The sequence below is a fragment of the Archaeoglobus sp. UBA230 genome, assembly GCA_002507545.1.
In the GTDB taxonomy this organism is placed as follows: Archaea; Halobacteriota; Archaeoglobi; order Archaeoglobales; family Archaeoglobaceae; genus Archaeoglobus.
Window position 1 is genome coordinate 42098 of record DAVR01000022.1, and the last position, 24989, is coordinate 67086.

Consider the following 24989-nt stretch of genomic DNA (forward strand, 5'->3'; position numbering starts at 1 on the left):
GTATGAAAGACAGAAAAGTTGTTTGCAGATGTGAGGATTTAACCGAAGAGGAAATAATTCACGCCATTGAACTTGGATATGATGATCTTGAAAGCCTGAAAAGGTTTACCGGAGCTACTACAGGTCCATGTCAGGGCAAAGGATGTTTAATGCACTTACTGAGAATTTTAAGCCAGAAAACTGGCAAAAGTGTTGACGAAATAGGTGTAACGACCCAAAGACAACCCGTCAATCCCGTACCTCTATATATTCTGGCTGCTGCAGAAAAGGGTGATGGGGAATGACGATAAAGGTCGCCGTAATTGGTGGGGGAGTAGCGGGACTTTCAGCCGCCTATTTTCTTGCAAAAAACGGTGCTGAAGTAAGCGTCTTTGAACAAAAATACCTGCTTTACGGAGCAAGCGGAAGAAACTCAGGTGGATTAACCGCACAGTTCAGAAATGAGGCGTTAATCAAACTTGCATTGCGAAGTCTTGAGCTATACAACACGCTGCAATCAGAGATCGGATTCAACTTTCTGCTGAGGAGAGATGGATACGTAAAGATTGCAAATGACGAGGTGGCAAATGTCTTGAAGGACGAAGTTGAGATTCAGAAGAGGGCGGGTGTTAACGTCAAAATAGTTGATCCCGACTTTGTTAAAAGCCTCTTTCCCGACATAAATGAGAATGCTTTCAGCATCGCAAGCTACTTTGCCGATGGTGGTGTGGTCTTCCCTTGGCCAGTCGTGTGGGGATTAGCGAAAGGGTGCAAAGAACTGGGGGTAAAGGTATACGACTACACACCGGTGAGCGTGGAAGTTAAGGGAAACGAGGTAGTTGGAGTGAGAGTTGACGACGAACTGCACAGGGCAGATTATGTTATAAACGCTGCTGGAGCATGGAGCAACGAAATAAGCAGGCAAGCTGGAGTTGAGCTGAACAACAAAATATTCAAAGAGGAAATTTGCGTTACTGAAAGTTTGAAGCCTTATCTCGACCCTTACATCCTCGATGTTTCAACAAACGTCTATATAAGCCAGTCCATGAGAGGAGAGATCGTTGGTGGAATATTAGGGAATGAAACGAATAACATCAACGTGAAGTCGAGTCTTGATTTCCTCACAAAGTATGCCAAAAGAGTGGTTGAGCTGGTTCCAAAGCTTAGAGGAATGTCCATTCTTAGACAGTGGGCTGGTGTTTACGATTTGGGAAGGGACGGTTTGCCTGTCATAGGCCCTACCAAGGTTAAAGGATTCATTCAACTCAACGGCTTCGGTAGAAACGGGATGTCCACTGCACCAGCAGCAGGAGAAGCCTTAGCTGAGTACATCCTGAAGGGGAAGAGTAAAATCCTCGAATACTTCAAACCCTAATTTTTTAGTGTAATACAATTGTATAACAAAAGAACAGTTTATTTGTCGTTCTCTTCTTTTTCCCTCATGTACAAATTCATAAAGGGAGACAGTAATATTTTGGAGACGTTGAAGGGTAAAACCGTTTATTTGCTTGTAATAGGGAACACAAAAACCGCGGAAGTGCCGGGAATAACAGTGGCTGGAGCAAATCCTGAACTCATTAAATACACTCCTCCAGCAGATGCTGAATTACTTTACTATGGCAAATGCCTGTCTATTGATGGTGTGCCCGCAACACCGGATGGGAAGCCAACTCCTGCTCTGATATCCTATACGGCTTTAAGGCTAACTGACACCCCATTTTTCGTTGTAAACTCAGGTCTGATGGTGAAACCCAAGATTCCTTTCGTTGATATTAATGCTCCAGTGGGTGGAAATATAGCAGAAGAAAGGGCAATGGACATCCAAAAAGTGGAAGAAGTTATAAACAGGGCAAGAGTTGTTGGCAGGAATGTGTCTAAGGTCGCAGATGTGCTGATTGTCGGAGAGAGTATACCCGCAGGCACGACGACTGCAGCAGCTGTTTTGAAGGCGTTGGGCTTCGAACCTGCCGTTTCATCCAGCATGCCGGAAAATCCAATCAATCTTAAGAAGAAAGTCGTTGAAAAAGCTGTGGAAAGAGTCAACAACGACGATCCAATTGAGATACTGTCCGCTGTCGGTGACCCGGTTATGCTTGGGGTTATTGGTATAGCCCTCGGTTCTGAGAAACCAGTCGTGCTTGCAGGTGGAACCCAGATGGTTGCAATTGCAAATCTGATTGTAAAAATGGGTGAAGTTGAAGCAGTAGTTGCAACGACAAAATATGTAGCATCTGACGGTAACGCAGACCTCTCATTGTCTCCATTCCCTGTTGTCACAGCTGATCCGATGCTCGGAAAGTCCAGATACGGGGGGCTGAGAGCCTACGATCACGGATTCGTCAAAGAGGGTGTAGGGGCTGGAGGTTTGACGTTGCTGTCATACGTGAAGGGTATTGAACCTGAAAGATTTCTCGAAGAAGTGGAAAAAGACTACAAATGCATCATCCTGCAATCTTAATGTAACATGATCAATTACCAAAAAATATAAGTAGGGACGATTTTTTAATTTTCTATAATGCCACACGTAATGATGCTCAAAGTAAATCCAAAAGGTAAAATCGTATCATTGCAGGGTTTGCCATCGGGTATAAAGGGTAAGAGGTTTGATGAAGTCTTTGAAGTTGATGGTTCAGGAAGTGTGTTCAAAGCAAAACTAAATGGTGAAATTTTTACAGCATCAAAAATAAAAGTAGATGACGGATACATCATTGTGTTGCTACCAGAATCGCTACATCACCTAATTGATGACTTCCCATTCGGTGTTGTTGTTATACAGGATGGAAAAATAATATATGCAAACAAAATCGTCGAAAAATTCACAGGATATTCAAAGAAGGATTTATATCTGATGGATTTCAGGGAGCTTGCCACAGATGAGTATCGGGATAAAATACAAGAGCTTTACGAGAAATCGTTGAATGCAAATGAGATTATAAAGGAGGAACTTAAAATTCGTAAGAAAAGCGGAAAGGAGTTGTTTGTAGAAGTGCTCGCAACTAAAAGCTACTATCATGGGCAACCTATAATACTGTGTGGTGTGGCAGAAATAACAAGAAGAAAGGAATTAGAGAATCTCTTCCTCGGATTGGCAAACCAGACATTTACAGTAGTTTATATAATTCAAGATGGTAAATTCGTTTTTCTCAATGATACAAGTGTTCTAAGCGGGTATAGCGTGGATGAACTTTACGAGATGAACCCGTTCGATATTGTCCATCCAGAGGACAGAGAGACAATAATCAACAACTACCTCCGCAGAATTAGGGGGGAGCACGTTGATGTCCCTTACAGGTTCAGATTGATAACGAAGTTTGGTGAGGTGAAGTACGTCGACGCAATTGCCACCAGAGTGATGTTCAGGGGTAAACCGGCAGTAATGGGTATGCTGATAGACCGGACTGACGAAATGAGGTCGCAAGAAAAGCTCACGATGTACGAGAGGTTCTTCAGAGAAGCAAAAGATATGTTCTTCATAATAGACAGAAAGGGAAGATTTATTGATGTGAACCCGAGATACGCCGAGATTCTGGGATATAACCACTCGGAGCTGATAGGACACACCTCGAGAAGAATTGCATTTGAAGAGGACTTAGATGTCTTAAGAGAGAACTTCAGGAAAGTTCTGAACGGAGAAAGTGTAAGGTTTACATTCAGAGCAAGATGCAAGAATGGAGATGAGAGGGTTTTTGAGGTCGTTGAGTGGCCTGTTTTCAGGGAAGGAGAGGTGGTAGGTGCCGAAGGAGTTTTGAGAGACATAACCGACAGACTGAGGACAGAAAGAGAGCTCAAAAAGACCAACGACCTGCTGAAAACCATAAGCGAGATAAACGAACTAATCTTCAGGGAGAAGGATGAATATGCTCTTCTTTCAAAGGTTTGTAGAGTTTTCTCAAGGATTAGGAACATAAATTCGTGGGCTTGGGTTCTTGAAAAAGATAAAATTCTCAAAGCAACACCGCTTGCACCCGAATGCACTCTCGCTGAGAGGGCAAGAGACGGTTTGCTGAAATATGAAGAATGCTTGTGTCCCTTGAACACTGGAAAAAGCCTTGCAATACCGATCGTGCACAACAGCCACGTTTTTGGTGTGTTGGTTCTATGTTCGGTAGGAGAGTTAAGCAACGATGAAATCAAAATATTCGAGGAGCTTGGTGAGAATCTTGGCTTTGCCATAACATCTTACAGGGCTGAAAGAGATAGAAAAATAGCCATCAACTTGCTCCTTGACAATCTCGAACAGTTTGAGGACCTTGCAGACAGGCTCAGAAACCCTGTAGCCATAATTTCAGGTTTTATTGAGATAAAGGATGATATAGGTTGTGAGAGGGCGCTCAAAGAAATTGAAAAGCAGGTTGAGAGAATCAAGGGGATACTTGACGATCTGAGATTGCAGGAAACTCTGACGTACTTTATTCTCAAAGGGGAAAAGCTTAAGTAGTCTGCAGTAAGCAATTACGAAATTTGAAAATGAGGTGTTTGAATTGAGCGAATTTGGACGTGAATTTGGCCGCGAGCCGCCTGTAGAAGTGGGAGACATAAGGGAAGTGAGAATTGAAGCTCTTGGCTCAGAAGGAGATGGAATAGCAAAGGTTGATGGTTTTGTTATCTTTGTGCCGGGAGTGAAAGTTGACGACGTTGTGACAGTAAGAATAACAAAGGTTCTTCGCAAATACGGTTTTGCGGAAGTTGTTGAATAAAAAATTAAAAAGTTAAAGCTTGTTTAAAAGGTCTTCAATATCTCCCAATATATTTTTTATTTCTTCAATTTCACTTTTCATCTCTTCGATTTTGTCGTATCCCTCATCCTTCACCATTGCACCGTACTGCGTCGGGACTATTATGCCAGACTGCTCAAGTACACGGAGGGAGTATCTGACCCTGTGTTTGGGCATGTTCAAAATGTCTGACAATTTAAAAATCCCGACTGGCTGTTTTTCCATTACAGTCTTAAGTACCAGTAGATGTCTCAATACTATCTCAGCCTCCGCTTTCAACTTTTTGAACACCATGATGATTGTTGTCACCAACCTTTATAAAAATTATGTTAGCAAGTCATTAACCTTACCCACACATACTCAATCGAGAATGATGACCTCAATAACCTCTAAGGGGATTCTTGGCATCCTCTTCCCAATTTCGTATTTTGCGATTTTGGCTGCATGTTCTTCGCTCTTTGCATTGAATACTTTCATTTCGAGGATTAAACCAACAAGTGCCACTCCTGCAACCATGAATACTGATTTGAGGGGAGCCTCGCATTTTGGACACGCTGTGTCACCGACATCTATCTTAACAAAGTCTAAGTCAGGATTGAGTTTCTTACCAGCTTCTGCAACGGCTATGTTCATCGCATCTTCAGGGCTTTTTGCCTTCTTTACAATCCATGCAGCCTGAAGGATAACGAGGTAATCCGGCATCCAAAACATCTTGTCTCGCGGATATATAAATTATCACCTCTACTTGGGATTTAGATACGAATTTTAAACTGTAAGATTTATAATTTACATCTGTTCCAAATTTAAATTTTTTCAAATCATATAGGCTTAAAACAGATATAAAATCAAGAAAGACTTATATGGTGCGCAGCTAAGACCCTTTCGATGTCGGAGAACGTTGCTGTTATAGGTATAGGACATTCCAAGTTTGGAACAAGGAAGGACGTGAACATCGCCGAACTATGCTGGGAATCAATGAAACCAGCTTTTGAGACTGCAAATTTGGAACCAAAAGATATAGACTTCTTTGTTGTTAGCAATGCGGGAATGTGGAGCAGTGAGGCAGCAATTCCTGCGCTTATTGCAGAGTATGCTGACCTCGCCCCAAAGGGCTCTATGAGGGTTGAAGCAGCATGCGCAAGTGGGAGTGCTGCTCTTAGGGTGGGCTACACCGCAGTCAAATCAGGAATGGTCGACTTAGCTTTGATTCTTGGAGTTGAGAAAATGCAGGAGTCGCCAAACCCCAATGTAATAGAGCTGATAGGAAGATTCGGAAGCTACTTCTGGGAATTCGAGAACTTTGGCCTCACCTTCCCCGCCTACTACGCCCTTCACGGCACTGCCTACATGATGAAGTATGGTGCCACTGAAGAAGATTACGCAAAAGTTGCGGTAAAAAACCACTACTACGGAGCAAAGAATCCTTACGCCCAGTTCCAGAAGGAAATAGACGTTGAGACTGTTTTGAAGAGTCCATACATCGCTTGGCCATTCAAGCTGTTTGACTGCTCACCAATCACCGATGGTTCAGCATGTGTGATTCTTGCAAGTGAAGAAAAGGTCAAGGAGCTTGGAATCGATGAGAAGGTCTGGATTCTCGGTCAAGGTGTTGGTACAGGCACCGCCAATCTTAGCAGGAGAGAGGAGTTTACTTCCCTCGCATCAGCCAGATACGCAGCAGAGCAGGCTTACAAGATGGCTGGAATTGACATTGACGATCCAGCGAATTATCTCGATGGGGCAAATGTGCATGACTGCTTTACCGCTCCAGAAATCATCGCCTACGAGGATTTGAGATTCTGTAAGAGAGGAGAAGGATATAAGCTCATCAGAGACGAGCAGACATATATCGGAGGAAAGATACCAGTCAACATTGATGGAGGGCTCAAAGCAAAGGGTCACCCAATTGGTGCAACTGGGGTGAGTCAAGCAGTCGAAGCATACAAGCAACTACTGCAAAAGGCAGAACCCGGAAGACAGGCTGACATCAACAAGGGTAGGTGGTTGGCTCACAATGTCGGGGGAACGGGACATTACACCTACGTGACGATCTACGGGCTTGAAAAGAGGTGAGTATGATGAATGAGGAAGTGAAGAAGAATATGGAAGAATTTGGTTTCCCAGTTATCGTTGACGAGAAGAGTGGAGCAATGCAGTGGGTGGACATGAGAGAACTCAGGTTGCGCTACATAATCTCAGTTGAGAACATCAAGCCTTTCTACGAAGGGTTGAGAGAGGGCAAATTAATGGCCACGAAATGCAAGAAGTGTGGCAGAATATTCTTCCCCCCGCAGAAGGATTGTCCAAGCTGCTTTGATTCTGACATTGAGTGGGTTGAGCTGAAGAAAGAGGGGACACTTGAAACGATGACTGTCGTCTTTGTTAAACCTCCATCTTTCGGGCAGTACGACCCTTATCCAGTAGCGATTGCGAAGCTCGATGATGGGCCAAGAATCCTTGCTTGGTATAGCGGTGACCCGCAGCAGGTTAAACCGGGTCAGAGGGTAAAGGTTCAGGTCAGCAGGAGGAAAGAGGGCTATCTTATGTATGAGTTAGCACCAATTTGAGGTGATAGTATGGATGTAAAGAAGGTTTGTATTCTTGGCGCTGGAGCAATGGGTAGCGGTATTGCTCAGGTGTGCGCTACCGCGGGCTACGAGGTTTGGGTAAGGGATATAAAGCAGGAATTCCTCGATAGAGGTAGGGCTGCAATTGAGAAGAACCTACAGAGAGCTGTGAGCAAGGGCAAGATGACCGAAGAGAAGGCAAAAGAGATTCTCGGTAGAATACATTTCACCCTCGAAATGGAAGAGGCTGTGAAAGACGCAAGTCTCGTCATTGAGGCTGTGCCGGAAATAATGGATTTAAAGAAGCAGGTTTTCGCAGAAGTTCAGCAGTATGCGAAGCCTGAGTGTATATTTGCGAGCAACACCTCTGGTTTGAGCATCACAGAACTCGGAAACTCAACCGACAGGCCAGAAAAGTTCCTCGGTTTACACTTCTTCAACCCACCACCAGTAATGGCTCTGGTTGAGGTAATAAAGGGTGAAAAGACGAGCGATGAGACGATAAAGTTCGGTGTCGAATTCGTAAAGAGTATCGGCAAGGTTCCTGTCGTAGTTAAGAAGGACATCGCAGGGTTCATTGTTAACAGAATTCTTGTGCCATACCTGGTTTTGGCAATTGATGATGTAGAGAAAGGAGTCGCTACCAAAGAGGAAATTGATGCCACAATGGTGTATAAATACAGCTTCCCGATGGGTCCAATTGAACTGTCTGATTTTGTTGGACTGGACATTCTCTACCATGCAGGTCAGCAGTGGGACATCGTTCCGCCATCAAAGCTCCTTGCTGAGAAATTCGAGGCCAAAGAGCTTGGGATGAAAACAGGTAAGGGATTCTACGACTGGAGTGCAGGAAGACCAAAAATACCTCAGGAGCTGGCTGGGAAGTACGATGCATTAAGATTGATAGCTCCGATGGTCAACATCGCTGCCGACATTATCGCAATGGATGTTGCAGAACCAAAGGATGTTGATACCGCAATGAAGCTCGGAACGAATATGCCAAAGGGTCCATGCGAGCTCGGTGACGAGATTGGCCTTGATGTTATTCTCTCAAAGGTCGAAGAGCTTTACAAGGAAAAGGGTTTCGAAATTCTAAAACCCTCCGAGTATCTCAAAAAGATGGTTGCCGAGGGCAAGCTTGGAGAGAGAAGCGGCGAAGGATTCTACAGCTATGGAAAGGGGGAAATGACCTTCAAGAATATTGAAATTCAGAAGGATGTTGAGAACAAGATTGCAAAAGTTGTTATAAACCGACCTCAGAGGCTGAACGCCCTTTCCCCGGAAACTCTTGATGAACTGTTCGAAGCATTCAGGATACTTGAGAAGGATGAGGATGTCAGGGTTGTCGTTGTGACTGGCGCGGGTGATAAGGCCTTCTCGGCTGGCTTCGATCTTCAGACTGCAATGCAGGACCCATCCGGGTTGGCTCCAGCAAACTCGATGATGCTCGCAGCAAAGGGTCAGTGGGTCTTCACGCAGATAGAGAGATTTCCAAAACCTGTCATTGCCGCAATCAATGGATACGCCTTTGGCGGTGGATGTGAGCTTGCGATGGTATGTGACTTTAGGATCATGAAAAAAGGTGCGAAAATCGGTCTAACAGAACTTAGCCTCGCACTGATACCCGGATGGGGCGGAACTCAGAGACTTCCAAAACTCGTAGGGATGGCAAAGGCAAAGGAGATGATAATGCTTGCAAAAAGAATTGACGCTGATGAGGCTGAAAGGATTGGACTCGTAAACAAAGCAGTTGAACCTGAGAAGTTTGAAGAAGAAGTTATGGCACTGGCAAAACAGCTTGCCGAAGGTCCACCAATAAGCCTGAGAGCAGCCAAGTACGCGATCAACTTTGGCTATGAACTGCCTCCTGAGATCGGACAGGTTATAGAAGCCGCATACTTCGGAATTGCGACTTCAACCCAGGATGTAATGGAAGGTGTTTCAGCCTTCTTCCAGAGAAGGAAACCAGAGTTCAAAGGAAAGTAAAATTTTCTCCCTTAAATTTTTAAAAATAGGAAGTTTTTTATTCAGGCTTTGTCATGATGGGCTGGAGGTGGTTGAATGAAAATTATAGTGCTTGCAAAACACGCCCCCGACCCGGAATCGGAGATTAGTGTTGCGAGCGATGGCAAAAGCGTCAGCCAGAGCGGGCTTGTTTATGATATAAACGACTGGGATAGATATGCAGTAGAGGAGGCAATAAGAATAAAAGAGGACAAGGGCGGAGAGGTTGTTGTAGTGGGTGTTGGAACCAACTGCGATGATACGCTGAGAAAGTGCCTTGCAATGGGAGCAGATAGAGCGATAAAAATCCCAGTTGATACATCCTTTGACGCCTACACGACTGCAGAAGTTATAAAAGAGGCAATAAAGGATGAGCAGTTTGATATGATTTTTGCAGGTTTAATGAGTCAAGACTTGAACAATGCACAGGTCGGTGTTTTGCTGGCTGCAATGTTAGACCTTCCTGTAGCAACGGCAGCAACCGAGCTTAAGGTTGAGGATGGAAAGGTAATCGCAAGGAGAGAACTGGAAGGTGGATATCTTGAAGAGGTAGAACTTCCAACTCCCTGTGTCATTACCATCCAGAGCGGTATAAACGAGCCAAGATACGTTTCAATCATGGGTATCAAGAGGGCAAAGTCGAAGGAGATGAAAGAGGTCAGCGTTTCTCCGAGCATTTCAACACTTGAAATCGAAAAAATGTATCTGCCACCCGTCAAGAAGGCGGAGATGATTGAGGGTGATCCATCACAGGTAGCCGAGAAGCTTATTGAGATTCTGAAAGAGAGGGGGTTGATATAATGAAGGTGTTCTGTGTTGCTGAATATAGATTTGACGAGCTTAACCCGCTCAGCATCGAGCTACTCAACCTTGCCAACCAAATCAAGGGTGATGGTAGCAGCGAGGCTGTCGTGATTGGTAAAGATGTTGGCAAATATGCCGAGGAGCTTGCAAAGTATGCAGACAAGGTCTGGAAGGTTGAGGATGACAGCCTCGAGAACTACACACCCGACCTCTATGTTGATGTTCTGTTGCAGCTCATTGAGAGAGAGAAACCGGATATTATTCTCGTTGGCAATACTGCTCAGGGTGGAGAATTTGCCCCCTACCTTGCTGCAAAGCTCAATGCTCCGATTGCCACAGATGTTGTAGCAGTAGATGTGAGCGATGGTGTTAAGGCGTCAAGGTATCTCATGCAGGGTAAGCTTATGGTTGATCTGAAGCTCAAATCAACACCCTGTGTTCTGACAATCAGACAGGGTGTGTTCAAAGAAGGGACTGAAGTTGGTGGAGAAATCGTTGACGCCGGAATCAAACCATCCAGAGAATCAAAGAGGAAATTTGTCAGCTACATTGAACCAGAAGTTGGAGAAGTTGACATTGCACAGGCTGATATAATCGTCTCGGTCGGCAGGGGCATTGAGGATGAGTCCAACATAGAGCTGGCAGAGGAGCTTGCTGATCTGTTGGGTGGCGTTGTGGCTGGAAGCAGACCGGTAATTGATAACGGATGGTTGCCAAAGGATAGACAGGTCGGTATTTCAGGAAAGGTCGTTAAACCCAAACTATACCTTGCTCTCGGTATCAGCGGTGCCTTCCAGCACGTCATGGGCATGAAAGATAGTGAGCTAATCATCGCCGTAAACAAGGATCCAGAAGCGCCTATATTCGGAGTTGCACATTACGGAGTTGTAGCAGATTTGTTTGACGTTGTTCCTGAGCTGATCGAGAAGTTGAAGGAGATAAAAGGAGCCTAAGTCTCCCCTTAAATTTATTCTTATTTTTAAAAAGATTTTAAGCCAACCGTAACTGCAACAACAGAAGAACCAGAGTGCCAACTGACAAAATGAGAACGTCTTTTATCTCGATAACCGGTTTGGCCTCTGGCATGATTTTTCACCTAATATTAATAGGGTCTCATTGTATTTAAACTTTTTTCCTATAAATAAATGAAAATATTGTAATTATCATTATAATGAAATTTCTCCCCCAACATTTCATCCGGAAAATCTGAGGTTAAAAAACAAAAGGTTAATATAAGCCCAATATACTCCCCACTGGGAAATTAGAGACGTAATCCATTGGAATAAAACATGAAATCTGGAGGAATAAACATGATGTCGAGACGTAAATTTCTGATACTAACCGGAGCAGTTGCAGCAGGAACTATTTTACCAACGCAAATTTCTGCAAAAACACAGTTCGTAGAGGCGGCAGAAGAAATAGAGGCAAAAAGGCGGTGGGGCATGGCTGTTGACGTTGCCAAGTGCACTGAGTGCATGGAAGAGTTGATAGCCAAAACAGGAAATGAAAAAGTAAAACCACCATGTGTTGTCGCATGTGACAAGGAGAACAACGTTCCAGAGTTCAAGGAGAAAAGGTTTGATCCGCAGTGGATGAGGATAGCCAAACTAAAGCTGGAAAAGCCAGTAAACGCAAAGGAATTCTACATTCCGCTTCTCTGCAACCACTGCGAGTATCCACCATGTGTTCAAGTCTGCCTGACTAAAGCCAGCTTCAAGAGACCTGATGGGATTGTAGAGATTGATATGCACCGCTGCATTGGTTGCAGATACTGCATGATAGCCTGCCCATACGGGGCGAGAAGTTTCAACTTTCTTGATCCAAGAGAGGGGCTTGAGGAGATCAATCCAAAGGTTCAGATGAGAACCGAGGGTGTGGTTGAGAAGTGCACCTTCTGTGTACACAGGGTTGATGAAGCGATTGCAAAGGGAGAAGAGCCTGTTCCAGCTTGCGTTGAAGCGTGTCACAAATTTGGGAAAGGAGCACTGGTTTTCGGTAATGTAAAAGACCCGAACAGCGAAATTGCAAAGATTCTGAGAGAAAACATGCCCGTGCAGCTAAGAGCAAACCTCGGAACTGATCCGCACGTTTTCTATCTCAAACTTGGAGGTGAGTAAATGGCGGTGGAATTCAAGAAAATTGAGGGTGACTCAATTCAGTACATTGCCTTAGTCATAATCCTTGCAGTTGTTACCGGTGCGGGTTTTTATGCTTATGTTCTCGACCATGAAATCGGGGGGCTTAACGGACTGAGCAACAGAGTGCCTTGGGGTATAGTCAACGCTGGAATCCCCTACTTCATTGGTCTGAGTGCAGGCTCGTTGATAGTCTCTGCTCTGGCTGGAGTTTTTAACATTAAAAAGTACAAAGTCTTCAGCAGGATTGCTGCATACATGGCAGCAGCTTGGATCATTGCTGCAATTCTGAGCATCGCACTCGATATTGGAAAGCTATACCATTTCATGAATGCAGTCAAATACTTCAACCCGACTTCAATCTTCTCGTGGAATGCCTTTCTGTATTCAAGCTATTTCGTAATCTGCTCAATTTACCTGCTGGTTCAGTTTGAGGAAATGGAGAGAGCTACAAGGTTCATGGCAGGCTTGGCTGTTTTCTGGGCAGTTCTGGTTCACAGCGGTACTGGAGCAATCTACAGCTTTATGTATTCCAAAGAGCTTTACCATTCTGCATTGACACCACCAATGTTCATCGTCTGTGCCATAACTTCAGGTCTTGGTCTATTGTTGGCAACCCTCTACTTCACCTTCAAGTTCACAAACAGAGAATTAGACCCATCTCTCATCAGAGGTCTTGGCTTGATCTTTGCGGGGCTTATGATGGTTCTGGGCTACTTCCTCGCCGTTGAAGGGCTGGAGAAGGGCTACATCCCTGGACTTCACAAGGCGGTTCAATTTGTATTCCTCAATCCCGGAACCGGAGTTTTCTGGAGTTTCTGGCTGCTCGTCGTGTTTGGTATCGCAATCCCAACGATAATAATACTCTATCCCAAAACCGGCTACGACCTCCGCTGGATTTCAGTAGCAGGTATCCTCCACGCTGCATTGGTGTTCGCAGAGAGGTTCTACCTCATCATTCCGGGACAGGTTTTCCCGGAAGAGTATCTCCCCGGTTATGAACTTGAATCTCTCCACACCCTCGAAGGCTACGTTGTTTCCTACACACCAACAATATTCGAGTGGCTTCAGATAATCGGACTGATTGCCATGGTTTATCTGATTTTCGTGGTTGGAGTTAAACTGTTCGCACTGATTCCTGAAAGGGCAGTCGAGGAGGTGGTAGAAGAATGATAGGAGTGATATTCGGTGTCATTGTGCCATACATCGCCGTCGCGATATTCGTCGCGGGAGTTGTCTACAGATTTGTCAATTGGGCGAACAGTGCCGTGCCGCTAAAGATACCTACCACAGGAGGACAGCAGAAATCCTTTCCTTTCATAAAAAGAACGATCTACGACAGGTTCGATTCCCCTTACACATGGTGGGAAACTGTTGGAAGAATGATCCTTGAGATATTTATGTTCCGAAGCCTGCTAAAGAATACGCGGTATTACCTCGACAGAGCCTCTCAGAAGGATGCGCGCTGGCTCTGGCTTTTTGCAATCCTCTTCCACTACTCACTGCTCCTCGTACTTATCAGGCACTCAAGGTTTTTCCTTCAACCTGTTCCAGAATTCGTAGAGATGCTTAGCGAGATTGAAGCATTCAAAGGTGTGTTTATCCCATCAGTGTACATCTCAGGCCTTGCAATAGTCGCAGGATTGTTTTTACTATGGCTCAGGAGAATTTTTCTATCAAGAGAGAGAACTCTCAGTCTTCCAAGCGACCACTTCGCCTTAATTCTGCTTCTCGCCATAACGATTAGCGGAAACATTATGAGATACTTCTTCAAGGCAGACCTTGCAGCGGTCAAAGAGTTGCTGATGAACCTGATGGTTTTCAATGTCGGAAAGGCTGCTGCAATTGCTGACAGCATTGAACCGATCTTCTATATCCACTTCGCTCTTGCAAGTTTCCTTCTCGCCTATTTCCCCTTCAGCAAACTAATGCATGCTGGAGGTGTTCTCTTCACACCAACAAGAAACATGCCTAACGACAACAGAGCAAAGAGGCACATAAATCCGTGGGATAGCGATCCTTCAGTGCCGATACTGACAAAGGGAATTACGGTGAGTGGTATGACCTTCACTTCAAAGAAGCTTGACTGGGACACTTACTACAGCATGTACACCGATCAGCTTGACGAAATTGCAGAAAGCGATTACAAGATAGTTCCCGAGGAATTGTGAGGTGATTGTGATGGAAGAAATGCCCGAAAAGATTGAGATAAGGCAAAGATTTCCAGAATGGAGAGAGATGCTCAAACCCGTTAAAGAACTTGAAGAGGGTAGGACAAGCTATCTTTCCACACCCAAGCAGGTAGATTCAGAATTCTTCAAAATGCCATTTGGTGACGTAGAAAGAGATCTCCATGATCTAAAACTGCCTGAAAACTGGAAGGAACTCTTCCTTGAGGCGATGAAAGACACTTTGGAGAAGAATAGAGCATTCAAGCTCTTCATGGATATCTGTGTTAGATGTGGAGCATGCGCCGATAAGTGTCACTACTACATAGGCACAGGCGATCCTAAGAACATGCCAGTTGGGAGAGCTGAACTCATCAGATCTGTTTACAGAAGATACTTTACACCCTCAGGCAAAATATTTGGCGAATGGGCTGGAGCAAGGGAGCTCACCGAGGATGTGGTGAAGGAACTTTACTACTATGCTTATCAGTGTTCTCTCTGCAGAAGATGTAGTCTTTTCTGTCCCTATGGCATTGACACCGCAGAAATTGTCTGGTGGCTGAGAAGAATTCTGAGCAGAATTGGCTTGAATCAGAGGTTTATGACAATTTCAATTGAGGCGTCAGCGAGAACTGGTAATCACCTTGGTCTACTTCCTGGAGGTATGGTAGGTGCCATACAGCAGGGACTTGAGGAGCTTAAGGATGTAACGGGTTTTGACTTGCATACGTATATCAACAAGAAGGGGGCAGATGTACTCTTTGTCGCCCCTTCCGCAGATTACTTCGCCACACCGCACTGGTTCGTTATGCTCGGCTATCTTTTGCTCTTCAACGAGCTGGAAGAGAAATACGGATTAACAATTACATGGTCAACGTATGCGAGTGAAGGAGGTAACTTTGGTACATTCCACAGCTATGAGGCTGCACAACTGCTCAACTCCAAAATCTACAAGGAGGCTGAGAGGCTTGGAGTTAGCTTTATCATTGGAGGAGAGTGCGGGCACATGTGGAGAGATAAACACCAGTTCATCAACACCATGAATAATCCGCCAAAGAACGAAGAGTGGAAGAAGTTCTGGGAGAATCCAGACTTAGGCGAGCTTGCTGAAGGATTGAGAGGGATAAGATTTGACAGTTATGCCTCAGGTGAACATGGATGGATACACATCCTTGAGTTCACAGCTGCACTAATCGAGCATAATAAAATAACCATTGACAAAAGCAGAAATGACCACTGGACAGCAACATACCACGACCCGTGCAATGTTGCGAGAGGAATGGGTATGGTCGAGGAGCCAAGATACGTCTTGAGAAATGTCATGAACAAGTTCTATGACATGCCGGAGCACACGATAAAGGACAAGACCTACTGCTGTGGTGCTGGAGGAGGTATGCTTGCTGACGAGATTATGGATTTGAGAATGCGTGGAGTTATGCCAAGAATGATGGCAGTGAGGCACGTTTACAAGAAATACGGTGTGAACATACTCCTTACCCCTTGTGCCATTGACAAGGCTCAGTTCCCGCATGCCCTCGAATACTGGAAGATACCAATTGAGGTCGGAGGACCAATGGAAATGGTCGGAAATGCTTTAGTTCTAACAGCGTTCGGTGAGAAACCTGAAGACAGGCAGTATGACCTGAGAGGTGAGCCACTGGGAGGTGAAGAAGATGTACAATAAAAAGTACGTAATCCCGCTGATACTGATATTTCTCGTGGGATTTTTTACACCCTACTGGTACAACGCAATGGCTGGAAGCTTCGGCTACGAACCTGAACTGAAAAAGCCAGCAGGCGAGTGTGTTGAGGATTCAAAGTGGATGGCAGCAAACCACATGCTACTGCTTCAGCAGTGGAGAACTCAGGCAATAAGGCATGGGGCAGAGGGAGGAAGAATCTACCACAGCTTTACGACCGGTGAAGAATATCACGCTTCCACCAATACCTGCTGGAGCTGCCATGACAGCAAGGAAGAGTTTTGCGATCAGTGCCATGACTACGTGGGTATACATCCCGAGTGCTGGGACTGCCATTATACTCCCGATATCGAAAAACCACAGTACCAAGGGACTGACAGTCTCAGCAAGTTTTTCTCCTAATTTTTAGTTTTTCCTTCTCTGTCTTGCCTGTAAAGCTCAGCTCTTTTCGCTTCAAGCAGTTCTTCCCCAACGCCCGCAAAAATCGCTGCAGACATCACCTCTACTCCAGCTTCCTCTCCGCTCCTAAACACATCAGCCATCCTCTCCCTCCATTTCAAATCCCTTGTGAGGTGGTGGTCGAGAACGAGTTTCTTGACATCCGTTTCATGAATCAACTTTTTTAAGTTTTCAATGCTATTTTCGAAAGCCTTCTGCGAGTAACGGTAGCCGAGCATGTAGGTCATCGGTCCATCAATAAACACCACCTCTGCAGACTTTTCAAGCATGAATGTTAACTGATCTTCATTATTTGGCCCCTCAACGTCAGAGGAGAAGAGGAAGCTGCTCTCCCCATCATCCACGAAAACCTCAACAACAAAACCCAGCCTGCTGTCGGCACCGTGAAAAACTGGATCGGAAATCTCAACATCCGTATTACCGAAAGAGTAGCTATTTCCATCGCAGTAGTCTATTTCAACCTCCGTCTTGCTAAGTTGGTCTAAAAAGTAAGCTGCTCTGCCTTTCTGACTTCTGTTTATGTTTTCAGTTGGATGTTTTATGAGAAGCTTCTTTCCATTGAAAATCTCAACCTCGTTTGGGTCATGGTGGTCGTAGTGGTAGTGGGTTATAATTGCCACATCACTCTCAACAAGATATGCTTTTATTTCTCCCCATTTTAAATTCATCCTTTCCAGTTCAATTCTGTGAGGGGGTAAGCGGTAGCGCTTGGGAGCGAGACTGACTCCGGGATCAATGAGAATGCTGACATCCTTAGTTTTCACAAAAGTAGCCATACTCCTGACACCCATTGAGTCAAAAGCTATCGGCTTCACTTCCATACAATAAGTTGGGCGGAAATGATAAAAAACTTGATGTCAAGTCGTAATGTGCTTAGGGCAGAACTTCATGTGCATTCTTCCATCAGCGATGGTAGGGATAATGTTAAAACCATCTTGAATGCTGCTGTTTCGAAAAAGGTAGATGTGATATCCATAACAGACCACGACACTGTTCAGGGGTCTCTTGAGGCTATTGAAGTTACCGAGGACGAACATCTTCCTCTCAGAGTTATTCCCGGATGCGAGATAACAACCTCAAGCGGTCATCTGCTTGCCTACGGAATAATAGAAGACGTTGAGCCAAAGATGAGTATGAAGGAGACATGCGAGAGGGTAAGAACTCTTGGAGGTGTGTGTTTCCTCGCTCACCCCTTCGACTTTATTCGTGGGGGGAGTTTGAGAGTTGCTGACTTCAAGGTTGTTGACGGTGTTGAAGTCTTTAACTCTAAGAGCTACTTCAACTTTCTCGCAAAAAGATACGCAAAGAAATTCTCAAAACCTGGAATAGCTGGCAGTGACGCGCACTCTGCAAATTCGGTTGGTATGGCTATAACATTACTGCCCGAGACACATGACGTGCTAAGTTCACTTTTAACTGCAAGTTACAACGGTAGGAGAGCATCGTTTAAGGAGAGATTAGCTTTTCTGCTATTTCAACTAAGTCAACGACTTTGATTTTGTTTCCAAGTTTTTCCGCGGACTTTGAGAGGTGATACTCGCAGAAGGGGCAGCAGGTTATAAGGTATTCTGCACCGGTCTCCATCGCTTCCAGAACCCTCTGTTTACCAATTTCAAAAGATATCTCTTTAAACTGGCTCCTCAAACCACCTCCAGCACCACAGCAAAGCGAGTATTCTTTCGTTCTCTCCATTTCCACGAATTCGATGCCAAGCTTTCTTATAACATTTCTTGGCTCATCATACATTCCCATGTGTCTTCCAAGGTGACAGGGGTCGTGATACGTTCCTTTAACCTTTTTCTCAACTTCCTCAAATCTACCCATCCTTTCAAGAATGGACACAGTGTGAACAACCTCTATGTTGAACTCTTGTCCTTTTTCTTCCGCAATCCTTGGATAATCACGAGATATCGTTCTGTAACATCCGGGACAGGAAGTTATTATTCTCTCTATCCCTGCTCTCTCCCAATATCTAAGGTTCCTCTCAAACAATTTTTCAAAGATATCTTTTTGCCCTGTTCTCAGAAATGGTGAGCCGCAGCAGTATTCGTTTCTTCCGGCAATGGTAAATTCGATGCCAAGTTTGTTAAGGGCATTTGCAGTAGCTTTGGCCAGATTTTGAAGTTTGAAACTTGCTGTGCAACCCGCAAAATAAAGAGTTTTTGACGGTTTAATCTCAAAATTCACCCATTCATCTCTTCTATCCTGATCCCCACTGTATGGATTAAAGTATCTGTAGGTAATTTCTTTAAGCTTTTTGTGGACAGAGAGAGGCGCATATCCGTTCTTGGACATTACATATCGCAATTCCTCCCAGAAATCGATTAGGGGTAGATCAATTGGACATACCTCTTCGCACAACCCGCAGACAGAACATTTGAATATGTCCTTTACAGTCCTTGCATCAATTTTAATATTCCCATTCAGAAAAGAAAGGGCAATCTGAATCTTTCCCCTCGGTGATACGGATTCCCAGCCCTCAACGCGGTAAGTTGGACAGACGTTGCAGTATCCGCACCTGCTACACCTCGCTGCTATTTCTTGGATGTTCATGGTATCATCTCCGCGAGCCTTATTAACTTCGAAATTGCATTACTTTGCATTGCTTTTCCGGGGTTCAGCAGATTCTCAGGATCAACAGCCTTCTTATAGTCTCTAATATCTTCGTCGAGGATTTTCTTATGAGGAAACAGCATACCTGTCGCGTATGCTCTTCCACCATGCTTCTCTGCCATTTTTATGAATTTTACAACCTTCAAAGCCGTGCTGTAGTATCCTCTTTCCGGAAGAATTCCAAGCATTACCACACAGTCTTGGGTAAATATCGCCTTGATCGCAAGGTTACCTACTTTTTGATAGAACTCCGATACAGTTTCGTAGGGCAATACTGCCTCTGTGAAAATTATGTTAGCATTCTTTGCAGCTTTAAGCAGGTAAAATCTCCTCTTCCAGATTTTATTGCCAAGTTCAACATCGAAATCTAAGTCTGATTTCTGATCTTCAAAGCTCAATAAAAGTGATTCGGCGTCTCCACAACCAACCATTTTACTCAGACTTCTGTTCATGTAAGATGCATGATACGCTCCCTCTATAAGATTGAGAGACTCCTTAAAGCTGCATTTAACGGCATAGTTACTGGGCTCTCTGTTTTCTCTCAGCTTTAGACATGCTCTGAGTATCAGCCCTGTTGTTCCAAACAACCCAACATAGTATTTCAACTCATTTCCCTTAACCCTTTTCACGCCGTCAAAATCTGCAACCTCTATCCACTCAACATTTTTTCCTATATCACCATACCTCAGACTTCCAACCCCATAGCCACCCTGTGCTATCCAACCCCCAACAGTTGATGCTGGTGCACTGGTTGGATAGACTCTAAGTGCGTAGCCAGCCTTGTTAAGCTCCTTTTCAAGGTCAAGCCACACCACACCACTTTCCGCGACAGCGCATCCATTTTTAATTTCAAAGCTGTTCATTCTCGAAAAATCAATGACCATACAGTTTTTGAGCGTCGTGGCACCACCATAGGCTGAAGTTGCTGCACCTCGCGGAACTACTGGAATTTTGAACCTTCTGCTAATTTCAAGTGTCGCCAAAACCTCCTCATCGCTTTCGGGCTGGACAATACAGACAGGATATTTTATAAATCTTTTCAAAAAGGGAGAAATCCTGATTAAATCTTGAGAATACAGCATTCTTTGAATAGGATGAAAATCGTATCTTTTAACAGAACGTGATAACTCCATTTTAAATGAATCCATGATGAGAATTAGCTTCCAAACTAAAAACTTTTTGCGAAAATGATTTATTGTTTATAATATCCTCTCTACAGCTTTTACCTGTCCAAAAAAACATTAATCTTCTGACCAACCAAGACCATGTATCTCGATTTGAGAAATAAACTTGCCGACTGCCTGAGAAGAGCAGGTTACAGAGCAATCTCGCCCTTTAAGGTTCCTATAGGATGGGTAGACATCGCAATTCTCAGAAAAAGGATTGGGATTGACATCTTTGCTGGAAGTTACGAATCATGCGTTGAAAGGCTTACATCATACCCTTTCCGCGAAATTTACGTTATAGGAGATTGTGAGGGTTGCATTTCTCTTGAGGAGTTCTGCAAGAGTTTTAAAATTGAAATTCCATCTGAGAGTTTTGAAGAGCTTGGGAATCCGAGCATGCAGGTTAAGGCGATCGAAGATTCCCTTGCCTACCTCTACGTAGTTAGGGAGATTTATGAGAAGGATATCAGTTATAGCCCACTTAAAACATCCATCACAGACTTGAAAATGCTCGGGTTCGTCACTTCTTCCTCCAAACCTAAGTTAAATCCAGAAATGTTCGCATCTCTAACTCATGAAGGTTTTGCAGCAGCGAAGAAAGTTGTTCTAAGAAGGATTATGAAGAACAAAGAGGAACTTAAGAGACTGGCTGAAAATCCGAGAAACTATATTATAGCTCTCGGAATTTCCGAATCACTTACTGTGAGAAATATATACGAAAAACCAGAAGATTACAGCCTAAAATCTCTTCTAAACTTCATGAAAAAATTTCCTCTCGAAGAGATGAGATATACTAATGAAGTTCATCCAAAAACCCTTCTCTGCCAGTTCATCGTGAACTCCGTTTTTAATGACGATGCAATTGAGCTTGTTGGAGAACTGGGCAAAATGGGTCTTGCATTCAGGCTGAAGTCATACACCCCCTATGGTTACGAAATGGGTGAAGAGTACAGAGTCGCAAGAGAAGCTGTTGAGGCAATTCTCAAGTTTGGCTATGCAGAAATACCACGTGAACTGGTGGGAGAATTCCTTGCCATAACCTACCCTCTGACACACTCAGACATCTACCCCATTCTCAATCAAGCTGGACAGCATCTTTTCAAAGCTGAAAAAGAGGGCTTTTGCAGGATTACCGGAACAAAAATTATGCTTGAAGAAAAATTTGCTGAATATGCAAGAGTCAGACTCGCGATGATTTTGGAGAAGATTATAGGAAGTCTCTCTTGATCTCCTCTGCAACTTCAAGCCCCGCTCTTATACTCCCATTCATACTCCTCTCCGGATAGTTTGGCCTTGAGGTCATTCCGGCTATGTAAAAACCGTCCGCCACCTTGTAAGGTGTTATTTTTTTCTTGTATCCCTTCTCATAGATTGGACCACTATATTTTGCCTTGAAAATCCTTATCCACCTGATATCTTTCTCGTCCATGCCCAGTTTACGCAGCTCGGAAAGGAAGAGTCTCGCAATTTCCTCTTCACCCATGCTGAAGAGTTTTCCTTCGGGTGTCGAGTAGCTTGCAAGGTATATAAGATGTATTCCGTAGTCTTCGAAGGGCATGAAGTTCGTGTGCTCAATCACAGCCCCAAAACTCATTTTGTCTGCAATGTTCGTCCAGTAGATGCTCTCAGTTAAGCTTCTCTCCACTCCGACAAGAGCGCATACCGAGCTCTGATATTTTACTTCAGGAATTCCGAGCCTTTCTTTTAACTCTCCAAGCTCAGGTAAGGGAGCGGTGAAAATGACTGCATCGAATGGCTCGCCATTCACCTCCCACTTTGCCCCTTTTTTGATCTTAGCTTTCTCCCTTACAATCTCAAGACCCTCCGCCATTTTCTCAATTAGCTGATAAAAACCGTGCCTTATATAGCCTATTTCCTCCCCAGAAAACTTTCTGTTACTCCTTATTGCCACCCTGCCGAGCAACCATGCGTAGCTTACCTCTGTGGCATTTTCACCGAATTTTGACCTTAAAAGGGGCATGAAAAACTTTTCAAGAAGATTTTCCCCAAGCTCTTTCCTTATCCCCTCTATAGCACCAATATCGTCGAAATACTCATAGTTCAGCTTTCTGCTCCGGATCGTAAATTTTGCGAGCTTTATTTTATCAACCAGACTCACGTAGGGGTATCTGAGTATTTCAAAAGGGGTGTTCAAGGGATAAATTTTACCAGCAACAGCAAACCCAGTTTTGGCGGTTTTCCAGACCAATTTGAGGCCACATCTCTTTATTTCTTCAATTAGATAGTGGTCATCACGAAAGCAGTGATGATAGAACTTCTCAATTTTGAAGCTGTCGCCCCAAGCCGCCACCAGACCTCCGATTTCATGAGGTTCAAAAACTCTCACATCAGCGTATTCTGCAAGCTCCTTCGCCGCCTTCAGTCCTGTAAGCCCTCCTCCGACCACTGCAATTTTCATCCACCCTGAATTTGCATGAGAGATAAAAAATTCACCCCACACCTATATATATCCCCACACCGATGTATGACTCATGAAGGATTTGGCAGTGGGAATAGTGATAGGCCTTATTGTGGGAGTTCTGGTCGGATACATTGTCGTAGGAGCGCAAAATCCCGCTCCTCAAGCTTGCGAGGCAAATCCACCGGGTGCGGATTTTGATAAAACTCTCGAAAAGGCCGTTGAGAAAATTAACTCAATGGTTCATGCGAATTACCCCGATGTTAACGTAAGGGTCACAAAAACCCAGCCTTATGGTGAAATATACCTTCTGAATTTGGAGTTTTACAATGATAAAGGTACACTTACAAGTCAATCAATGTTCATGACTGCCAACGGCTCAATGTTACTACTCAACGATCCGAGATGTATTATTTCCCTGTCAGAGCAGGAAACCAATGGCGAAACAGGAGCAGGAGGGAACAGGATAAATGTCAGCGTGGATGATGACCCATCCATAGGCTCGGAGGATGCAAAAGTCGTTATCGTTGAGTTCAGCGACTATACCTGCCCCTACTGCGCAAAATTCGCAAACGAGGTCGAGGATAAGTTGCTGGAGAACTACGGAGATAAGATCAGGTTCGTATACAGGGATTTTCCTGTGCATGGGGATATTGCCTACAAAGGTGCTGAAGCGGCAAACTGTGCAGGAGAACAGGGCAAATACTGGGAATTCCACAAAATACTCTACCAGAATCAAAGAGAGTGGATGTCCAACACCTCCATGCTATACTCGTATGCCGAACAGCTTGGCCTGAACGTAACAGCCTTCAAGGCGTGTCTGGATTCTGGCAAATACAAATCAGAGGTTGACAAGGACTTGCAGGATGGAAGGAGCTACGGCGTCACTGGCACTCCGACGTTCTTCATCAATGGCAAGAAGGTTGTTGGATACATGCCATATGAGGAGTTTGCCAAGCTGATTGATCAAGAGCTTCAATAACTTTATTTATTAAAATAGACTTCAATTTTTATGAACCTCAGAGATGCTATTAAGAGAGTAGAACCTATCCAAATCAATGTCGAACTGAAACATGATGAAGTAACAGGTTATTTGAAAAGTAAGAACCTATCAGACAAACCCGTGATCCTTAATGTCGAAGGAAAGAAAGTTGCAAAGAACTTTGTTTGTAACCGCCAGCTTCTATCCAGATATCTTGGTATAGATGCCTACAGCATAGCCAGAGAGCTTGCTGAAATTGAAAAAAAGAATGCAAAAGTTGAGATTGACGATTTTTCCCGGCTTGATGTGAGAAAGGGGGGTGTCAACCTTTACGACCTACCAATCCTGAAATACTACCCGAAGGATGGTGGAAGATATATCACGGCAGGAGTAGTGATTGCAAAGGGGGAGCACTACAACGCCAGTATACACCGGATGATGGTTCTGGATGAGTCATCTGTTGCAATTCGTCTTGTACCACCAAGACATACATATCTGATGTGGAAGGATGCGGTTGAGAGAGGAGAAGAACTTAAGGTTGCTGTAGCAATCGGAGTTCACCCTCTTTTCCTTCTCGCCTCATCCACGAGGGTTCCGGTAGGGGAGGAGTTCAATTACGCTTCGAAGCTTATGAACGGACTGAAACTTTATAAGAAAGGAGACCTGCTTGTTCCAGACTCCGAAATAGTTCTCTTCGGAAGAATAACTGCCGAAAGAGTTAGAGAGGGTCCATTTGTAGACATCACTGGCACGTATGACAAGGTGAGAGATGAACCCAAACTCATCTTCGATGAAATGTACGTTAAGGACGATTTCATCTACTACTCTATCACTCCCGGCAGTATGGAGCACCAGATGTTCATGGGAGTTCCCTACGAGCCAGTAATCTACAAATTCGTATCCAATGTTTGCAAGGTGAAGAACGTAATCACCACTCCCGGAAGCTGCCATTACTTCCACTGCGTAGTCCAGATAGAGAAAAAATCGGAGGGAGACGCGAAGAATGCAATCCTTGCAGCTCTTGCAGCAAATCCCAGCATGAAAGGTGTTGTTGTGGTTGATGAAGACATAGATATCCTCGATTACCGTGACATCGAGTTCGCCATATCAACGAGGTTCCAGCCAGATAAAGACTTCATCGTTATAAAAGGGGCAAGAGGTAGCAGTCTCGACCCATCAGCAGAGAAAACTACCTCAAAATGGGGCTTAGATGCCACAATGCCGCTTGGAGAGGAAGTGAAGTTTAAACGGATTGATAAGGGTTAAAAACCATTGTGG

At 44.3% G+C, this 24989-nt stretch carries 25 protein-coding genes; 19 read left to right on the forward strand and 6 right to left on the reverse strand.

Annotation, left to right across the window (positions count from 1 at the left end):
- The first annotated feature begins 2 nt into the window (after nucleotides 1-2).
- The 5 genes from BP688_RS05780 (at nucleotide 3) to BP688_RS05800 (ending at nucleotide 4676) form a co-directional block, all read left to right on the forward strand.
- Nucleotides 3-284: a (2Fe-2S)-binding protein gene (locus tag BP688_RS05780; RefSeq protein WP_290596707.1), complete on the forward strand. Its 282-nt coding sequence runs from the start codon at nucleotides 3-5 to the stop codon at nucleotides 282-284.
- Complete coding sequence (locus BP688_RS05785) at nucleotides 281-1354, forward strand: NAD(P)/FAD-dependent oxidoreductase (protein WP_290596708.1); 1074 nt, start codon at nucleotides 281-283, stop codon at nucleotides 1352-1354. The genes BP688_RS05780 and BP688_RS05785 overlap by 4 nt, the downstream gene beginning before the upstream one ends.
- A gap of 66 nt (nucleotides 1355-1420) precedes the next feature.
- The gene (gene cobT / locus BP688_RS05790) at nucleotides 1421-2437 is read left to right on the forward strand and encodes a nicotinate mononucleotide-dependent phosphoribosyltransferase CobT (RefSeq protein WP_290596709.1); all 1017 of its coding nucleotides are present in this window, start codon (nucleotides 1421-1423) and stop codon (nucleotides 2435-2437) included.
- A 57-nt stretch (nucleotides 2438-2494) separates the two neighbouring features.
- A complete protein-coding gene (locus BP688_RS05795; RefSeq protein WP_290623858.1) occupies nucleotides 2495-4417 on the forward strand; it encodes a PAS domain S-box protein in 1923 nt (640 codons plus the stop codon).
- Nucleotides 4418-4460: 43 nt separating this feature from the next.
- The gene (locus BP688_RS05800) at nucleotides 4461-4676 is read left to right on the forward strand and encodes a TRAM domain-containing protein (protein ID WP_349677322.1); all 216 of its coding nucleotides are present in this window, start codon (nucleotides 4461-4463) and stop codon (nucleotides 4674-4676) included.
- 12 nt (nucleotides 4677-4688) lie between these two features.
- Here the strand turns inward: BP688_RS05800 and BP688_RS05805 are convergent, their stop codons facing one another.
- A complete protein-coding gene (locus BP688_RS05805; protein WP_290596712.1) occupies nucleotides 4689-4988 on the reverse strand; it encodes a hypothetical protein in 300 nt (99 codons plus the stop codon).
- A gap of 66 nt (nucleotides 4989-5054) precedes the next feature.
- The gene (locus BP688_RS05810; protein WP_290596713.1) at nucleotides 5055-5396 is read right to left on the reverse strand and encodes a DUF555 domain-containing protein; all 342 of its coding nucleotides are present in this window, start codon (nucleotides 5394-5396) and stop codon (nucleotides 5055-5057) included.
- Between the two features lie 183 nt (nucleotides 5397-5579).
- Between BP688_RS05810 and BP688_RS05815 the strand changes: the two genes are divergently transcribed.
- The 10 genes from BP688_RS05815 (at nucleotide 5580) to dsrJ (ending at nucleotide 16474) form a co-directional block, all read left to right on the forward strand.
- Nucleotides 5580-6767 (forward strand): thiolase domain-containing protein, encoded by a 1188-nt coding sequence (locus tag BP688_RS05815; protein WP_290623860.1) that lies wholly within the window; start codon nucleotides 5580-5582, stop codon nucleotides 6765-6767.
- Nucleotides 6768-6772: 5 nt separating this feature from the next.
- A complete protein-coding gene (locus BP688_RS05820; protein ID WP_290596715.1) occupies nucleotides 6773-7261 on the forward strand; it encodes a Zn-ribbon domain-containing OB-fold protein in 489 nt (162 codons plus the stop codon).
- A gap of 9 nt (nucleotides 7262-7270) precedes the next feature.
- Nucleotides 7271-9247 carry a 3-hydroxyacyl-CoA dehydrogenase/enoyl-CoA hydratase family protein gene (locus BP688_RS05825; protein WP_290596716.1) on the forward strand — a complete coding sequence of 659 codons (1977 nt, stop codon included), beginning with the start codon at nucleotides 7271-7273 and terminating at the stop codon, nucleotides 9245-9247.
- A 75-nt stretch (nucleotides 9248-9322) separates the two neighbouring features.
- Nucleotides 9323-10066 (forward strand): electron transfer flavoprotein subunit beta/FixA family protein, encoded by a 744-nt coding sequence (locus tag BP688_RS05830; protein ID WP_290596717.1) that lies wholly within the window; start codon nucleotides 9323-9325, stop codon nucleotides 10064-10066.
- A complete protein-coding gene (locus BP688_RS05835; protein WP_290596718.1) occupies nucleotides 10066-11022 on the forward strand; it encodes an electron transfer flavoprotein subunit alpha/FixB family protein in 957 nt (318 codons plus the stop codon). Before BP688_RS05830 ends, BP688_RS05835 begins: the two co-directional genes overlap by 1 nt.
- Before the next feature lie 357 nt (nucleotides 11023-11379).
- Nucleotides 11380-12186 (forward strand): sulfate reduction electron transfer complex DsrMKJOP subunit DsrO, encoded by an 807-nt coding sequence (dsrO, locus tag BP688_RS05840; protein WP_290596719.1) that lies wholly within the window; start codon nucleotides 11380-11382, stop codon nucleotides 12184-12186.
- Complete coding sequence (gene nrfD / locus BP688_RS05845) at nucleotides 12187-13377, forward strand: NrfD/PsrC family molybdoenzyme membrane anchor subunit (RefSeq protein ID WP_290623862.1); 1191 nt, start codon at nucleotides 12187-12189, stop codon at nucleotides 13375-13377.
- A complete protein-coding gene (gene dsrM / locus BP688_RS05850; RefSeq protein WP_290596721.1) occupies nucleotides 13374-14375 on the forward strand; it encodes a sulfate reduction electron transfer complex DsrMKJOP subunit DsrM in 1002 nt (333 codons plus the stop codon). The genes nrfD and dsrM overlap by 4 nt, the downstream gene beginning before the upstream one ends.
- A 10-nt stretch (nucleotides 14376-14385) precedes the next feature.
- Nucleotides 14386-16056, forward strand: a complete 1671-nt coding sequence (dsrK, locus tag BP688_RS05855; RefSeq protein ID WP_290596722.1) for a sulfate reduction electron transfer complex DsrMKJOP subunit DsrK — start codon at nucleotides 14386-14388, stop codon at nucleotides 16054-16056.
- Complete coding sequence (dsrJ, locus tag BP688_RS05860; protein WP_290596723.1) at nucleotides 16046-16474, forward strand: sulfate reduction electron transfer complex DsrMKJOP subunit DsrJ; 429 nt, start codon at nucleotides 16046-16048, stop codon at nucleotides 16472-16474. Before dsrK ends, dsrJ begins: the two co-directional genes overlap by 11 nt.
- On the opposite strand, the gene BP688_RS05865 is transcribed toward dsrJ, so the two are convergent.
- A complete protein-coding gene (locus tag BP688_RS05865; RefSeq protein ID WP_290596724.1) occupies nucleotides 16471-17352 on the reverse strand; it encodes a hypothetical protein in 882 nt (293 codons plus the stop codon). The genes dsrJ and BP688_RS05865 overlap by 4 nt on opposite strands.
- Nucleotides 17353-17400: 48 nt before the next feature.
- Between BP688_RS05865 and BP688_RS05870 the strand changes: the two genes are divergently transcribed.
- Nucleotides 17401-18027, forward strand: coding sequence for a PHP domain-containing protein (locus tag BP688_RS05870; RefSeq protein WP_290596725.1), 627 nt, complete (start codon nucleotides 17401-17403; stop codon nucleotides 18025-18027).
- Here BP688_RS05870 and BP688_RS05875 read toward each other — a convergent pair.
- Nucleotides 17978-19084, reverse strand: a complete 1107-nt coding sequence (locus BP688_RS05875) for a (Fe-S)-binding protein (protein ID WP_290596726.1) — start codon at nucleotides 19082-19084, stop codon at nucleotides 17978-17980. The genes BP688_RS05870 and BP688_RS05875 overlap by 50 nt on opposite strands.
- Nucleotides 19081-20292 (reverse strand): FAD-binding oxidoreductase, encoded by a 1212-nt coding sequence (locus BP688_RS05880; RefSeq protein WP_290596727.1) that lies wholly within the window; start codon nucleotides 20290-20292, stop codon nucleotides 19081-19083. The genes BP688_RS05875 and BP688_RS05880 overlap by 4 nt, the downstream gene beginning before the upstream one ends.
- Nucleotides 20293-20409: 117 nt before the next feature.
- Between BP688_RS05880 and BP688_RS05885 the strand changes: the two genes are divergently transcribed.
- Entirely contained in the window at nucleotides 20410-21537 is a 1128-nt protein-coding gene (locus BP688_RS05885; RefSeq protein WP_290596728.1) for a hypothetical protein, read from the forward strand.
- Here BP688_RS05885 and BP688_RS05890 read toward each other — a convergent pair.
- Entirely contained in the window at nucleotides 21518-22729 is a 1212-nt protein-coding gene (locus tag BP688_RS05890) for an NAD(P)/FAD-dependent oxidoreductase (RefSeq protein WP_290623864.1), read from the reverse strand. The genes BP688_RS05885 and BP688_RS05890 overlap by 20 nt on opposite strands.
- A 73-nt stretch (nucleotides 22730-22802) precedes the next feature.
- On the opposite strand from BP688_RS05890, the gene BP688_RS05895 reads away from it, so the two are divergent.
- Together BP688_RS05895 and BP688_RS05900 are read left to right on the forward strand one after the other, a co-directional pair.
- On the forward strand, nucleotides 22803-23711 hold the full coding sequence (locus tag BP688_RS05895; RefSeq protein WP_290596730.1) for a DsbA family protein: 909 nt from the start codon (nucleotides 22803-22805) through the stop codon (nucleotides 23709-23711).
- Between the two features lie 30 nt (nucleotides 23712-23741).
- Nucleotides 23742-24977, forward strand: a complete 1236-nt coding sequence (locus BP688_RS05900) for a UbiD family decarboxylase (protein WP_290623865.1) — start codon at nucleotides 23742-23744, stop codon at nucleotides 24975-24977.
- Nucleotides 24978-24989 lie beyond the last annotated feature (12 nt).

Excerpts from the sequence above, each read along its gene's own strand:
- BP688_RS05780 (WP_290596707.1), top strand. The coding sequence starts at position 3 with ATGAAAGACAGAAAAGTTGTTTGCAGATGTGAGGATTTAACCGAAGAG.
- BP688_RS05785 (WP_290596708.1), top strand. The coding sequence starts at position 281 with ATGACGATAAAGGTCGCCGTAATTGGTGGGGGAGTAGCGGGACTTTCA.
- cobT (WP_290596709.1), top strand. The coding sequence starts at position 1,421 with ATGTACAAATTCATAAAGGGAGACAGTAATATTTTGGAGACGTTGAAG.
- BP688_RS05795 (WP_290623858.1), top strand. The coding sequence starts at position 2,495 with ATGCCACACGTAATGATGCTCAAAGTAAATCCAAAAGGTAAAATCGTA.
- BP688_RS05805 (WP_290596712.1), bottom strand. The coding sequence starts at position 4,988 with ATGGTGTTCAAAAAGTTGAAAGCGGAGGCTGAGATAGTATTGAGACAT.
- BP688_RS05810 (WP_290596713.1), bottom strand. The coding sequence starts at position 5,396 with ATGCCGGATTACCTCGTTATCCTTCAGGCTGCATGGATTGTAAAGAAG.
- BP688_RS05815 (WP_290623860.1), top strand. The coding sequence starts at position 5,580 with ATGTCGGAGAACGTTGCTGTTATAGGTATAGGACATTCCAAGTTTGGA.
- BP688_RS05820 (WP_290596715.1), top strand. The coding sequence starts at position 6,773 with ATGAATGAGGAAGTGAAGAAGAATATGGAAGAATTTGGTTTCCCAGTT.
- BP688_RS05825 (WP_290596716.1), top strand. The coding sequence starts at position 7,271 with ATGGATGTAAAGAAGGTTTGTATTCTTGGCGCTGGAGCAATGGGTAGC.
- BP688_RS05830 (WP_290596717.1), top strand. The coding sequence starts at position 9,323 with ATGAAAATTATAGTGCTTGCAAAACACGCCCCCGACCCGGAATCGGAG.
- BP688_RS05835 (WP_290596718.1), top strand. The coding sequence starts at position 10,066 with ATGAAGGTGTTCTGTGTTGCTGAATATAGATTTGACGAGCTTAACCCG.
- dsrO (WP_290596719.1), top strand. The coding sequence starts at position 11,380 with ATGATGTCGAGACGTAAATTTCTGATACTAACCGGAGCAGTTGCAGCA.
- nrfD (WP_290623862.1), top strand. The coding sequence starts at position 12,187 with ATGGCGGTGGAATTCAAGAAAATTGAGGGTGACTCAATTCAGTACATT.
- dsrM (WP_290596721.1), top strand. The coding sequence starts at position 13,374 with ATGATAGGAGTGATATTCGGTGTCATTGTGCCATACATCGCCGTCGCG.
- dsrK (WP_290596722.1), top strand. The coding sequence starts at position 14,386 with ATGGAAGAAATGCCCGAAAAGATTGAGATAAGGCAAAGATTTCCAGAA.
- dsrJ (WP_290596723.1), top strand. The coding sequence starts at position 16,046 with ATGTACAATAAAAAGTACGTAATCCCGCTGATACTGATATTTCTCGTG.
- BP688_RS05865 (WP_290596724.1), bottom strand. The coding sequence starts at position 17,352 with ATGGAAGTGAAGCCGATAGCTTTTGACTCAATGGGTGTCAGGAGTATG.
- BP688_RS05875 (WP_290596726.1), bottom strand. The coding sequence starts at position 19,084 with ATGAACATCCAAGAAATAGCAGCGAGGTGTAGCAGGTGCGGATACTGC.
- BP688_RS05880 (WP_290596727.1), bottom strand. The coding sequence starts at position 20,292 with ATGGATTCATTTAAAATGGAGTTATCACGTTCTGTTAAAAGATACGAT.
- BP688_RS05885 (WP_290596728.1), top strand. The coding sequence starts at position 20,410 with ATGTATCTCGATTTGAGAAATAAACTTGCCGACTGCCTGAGAAGAGCA.
- BP688_RS05890 (WP_290623864.1), bottom strand. The coding sequence starts at position 22,729 with ATGAAAATTGCAGTGGTCGGAGGAGGGCTTACAGGACTGAAGGCGGCG.
- BP688_RS05895 (WP_290596730.1), top strand. The coding sequence starts at position 22,803 with ATGAAGGATTTGGCAGTGGGAATAGTGATAGGCCTTATTGTGGGAGTT.
- BP688_RS05900 (WP_290623865.1), top strand. The coding sequence starts at position 23,742 with ATGAACCTCAGAGATGCTATTAAGAGAGTAGAACCTATCCAAATCAAT.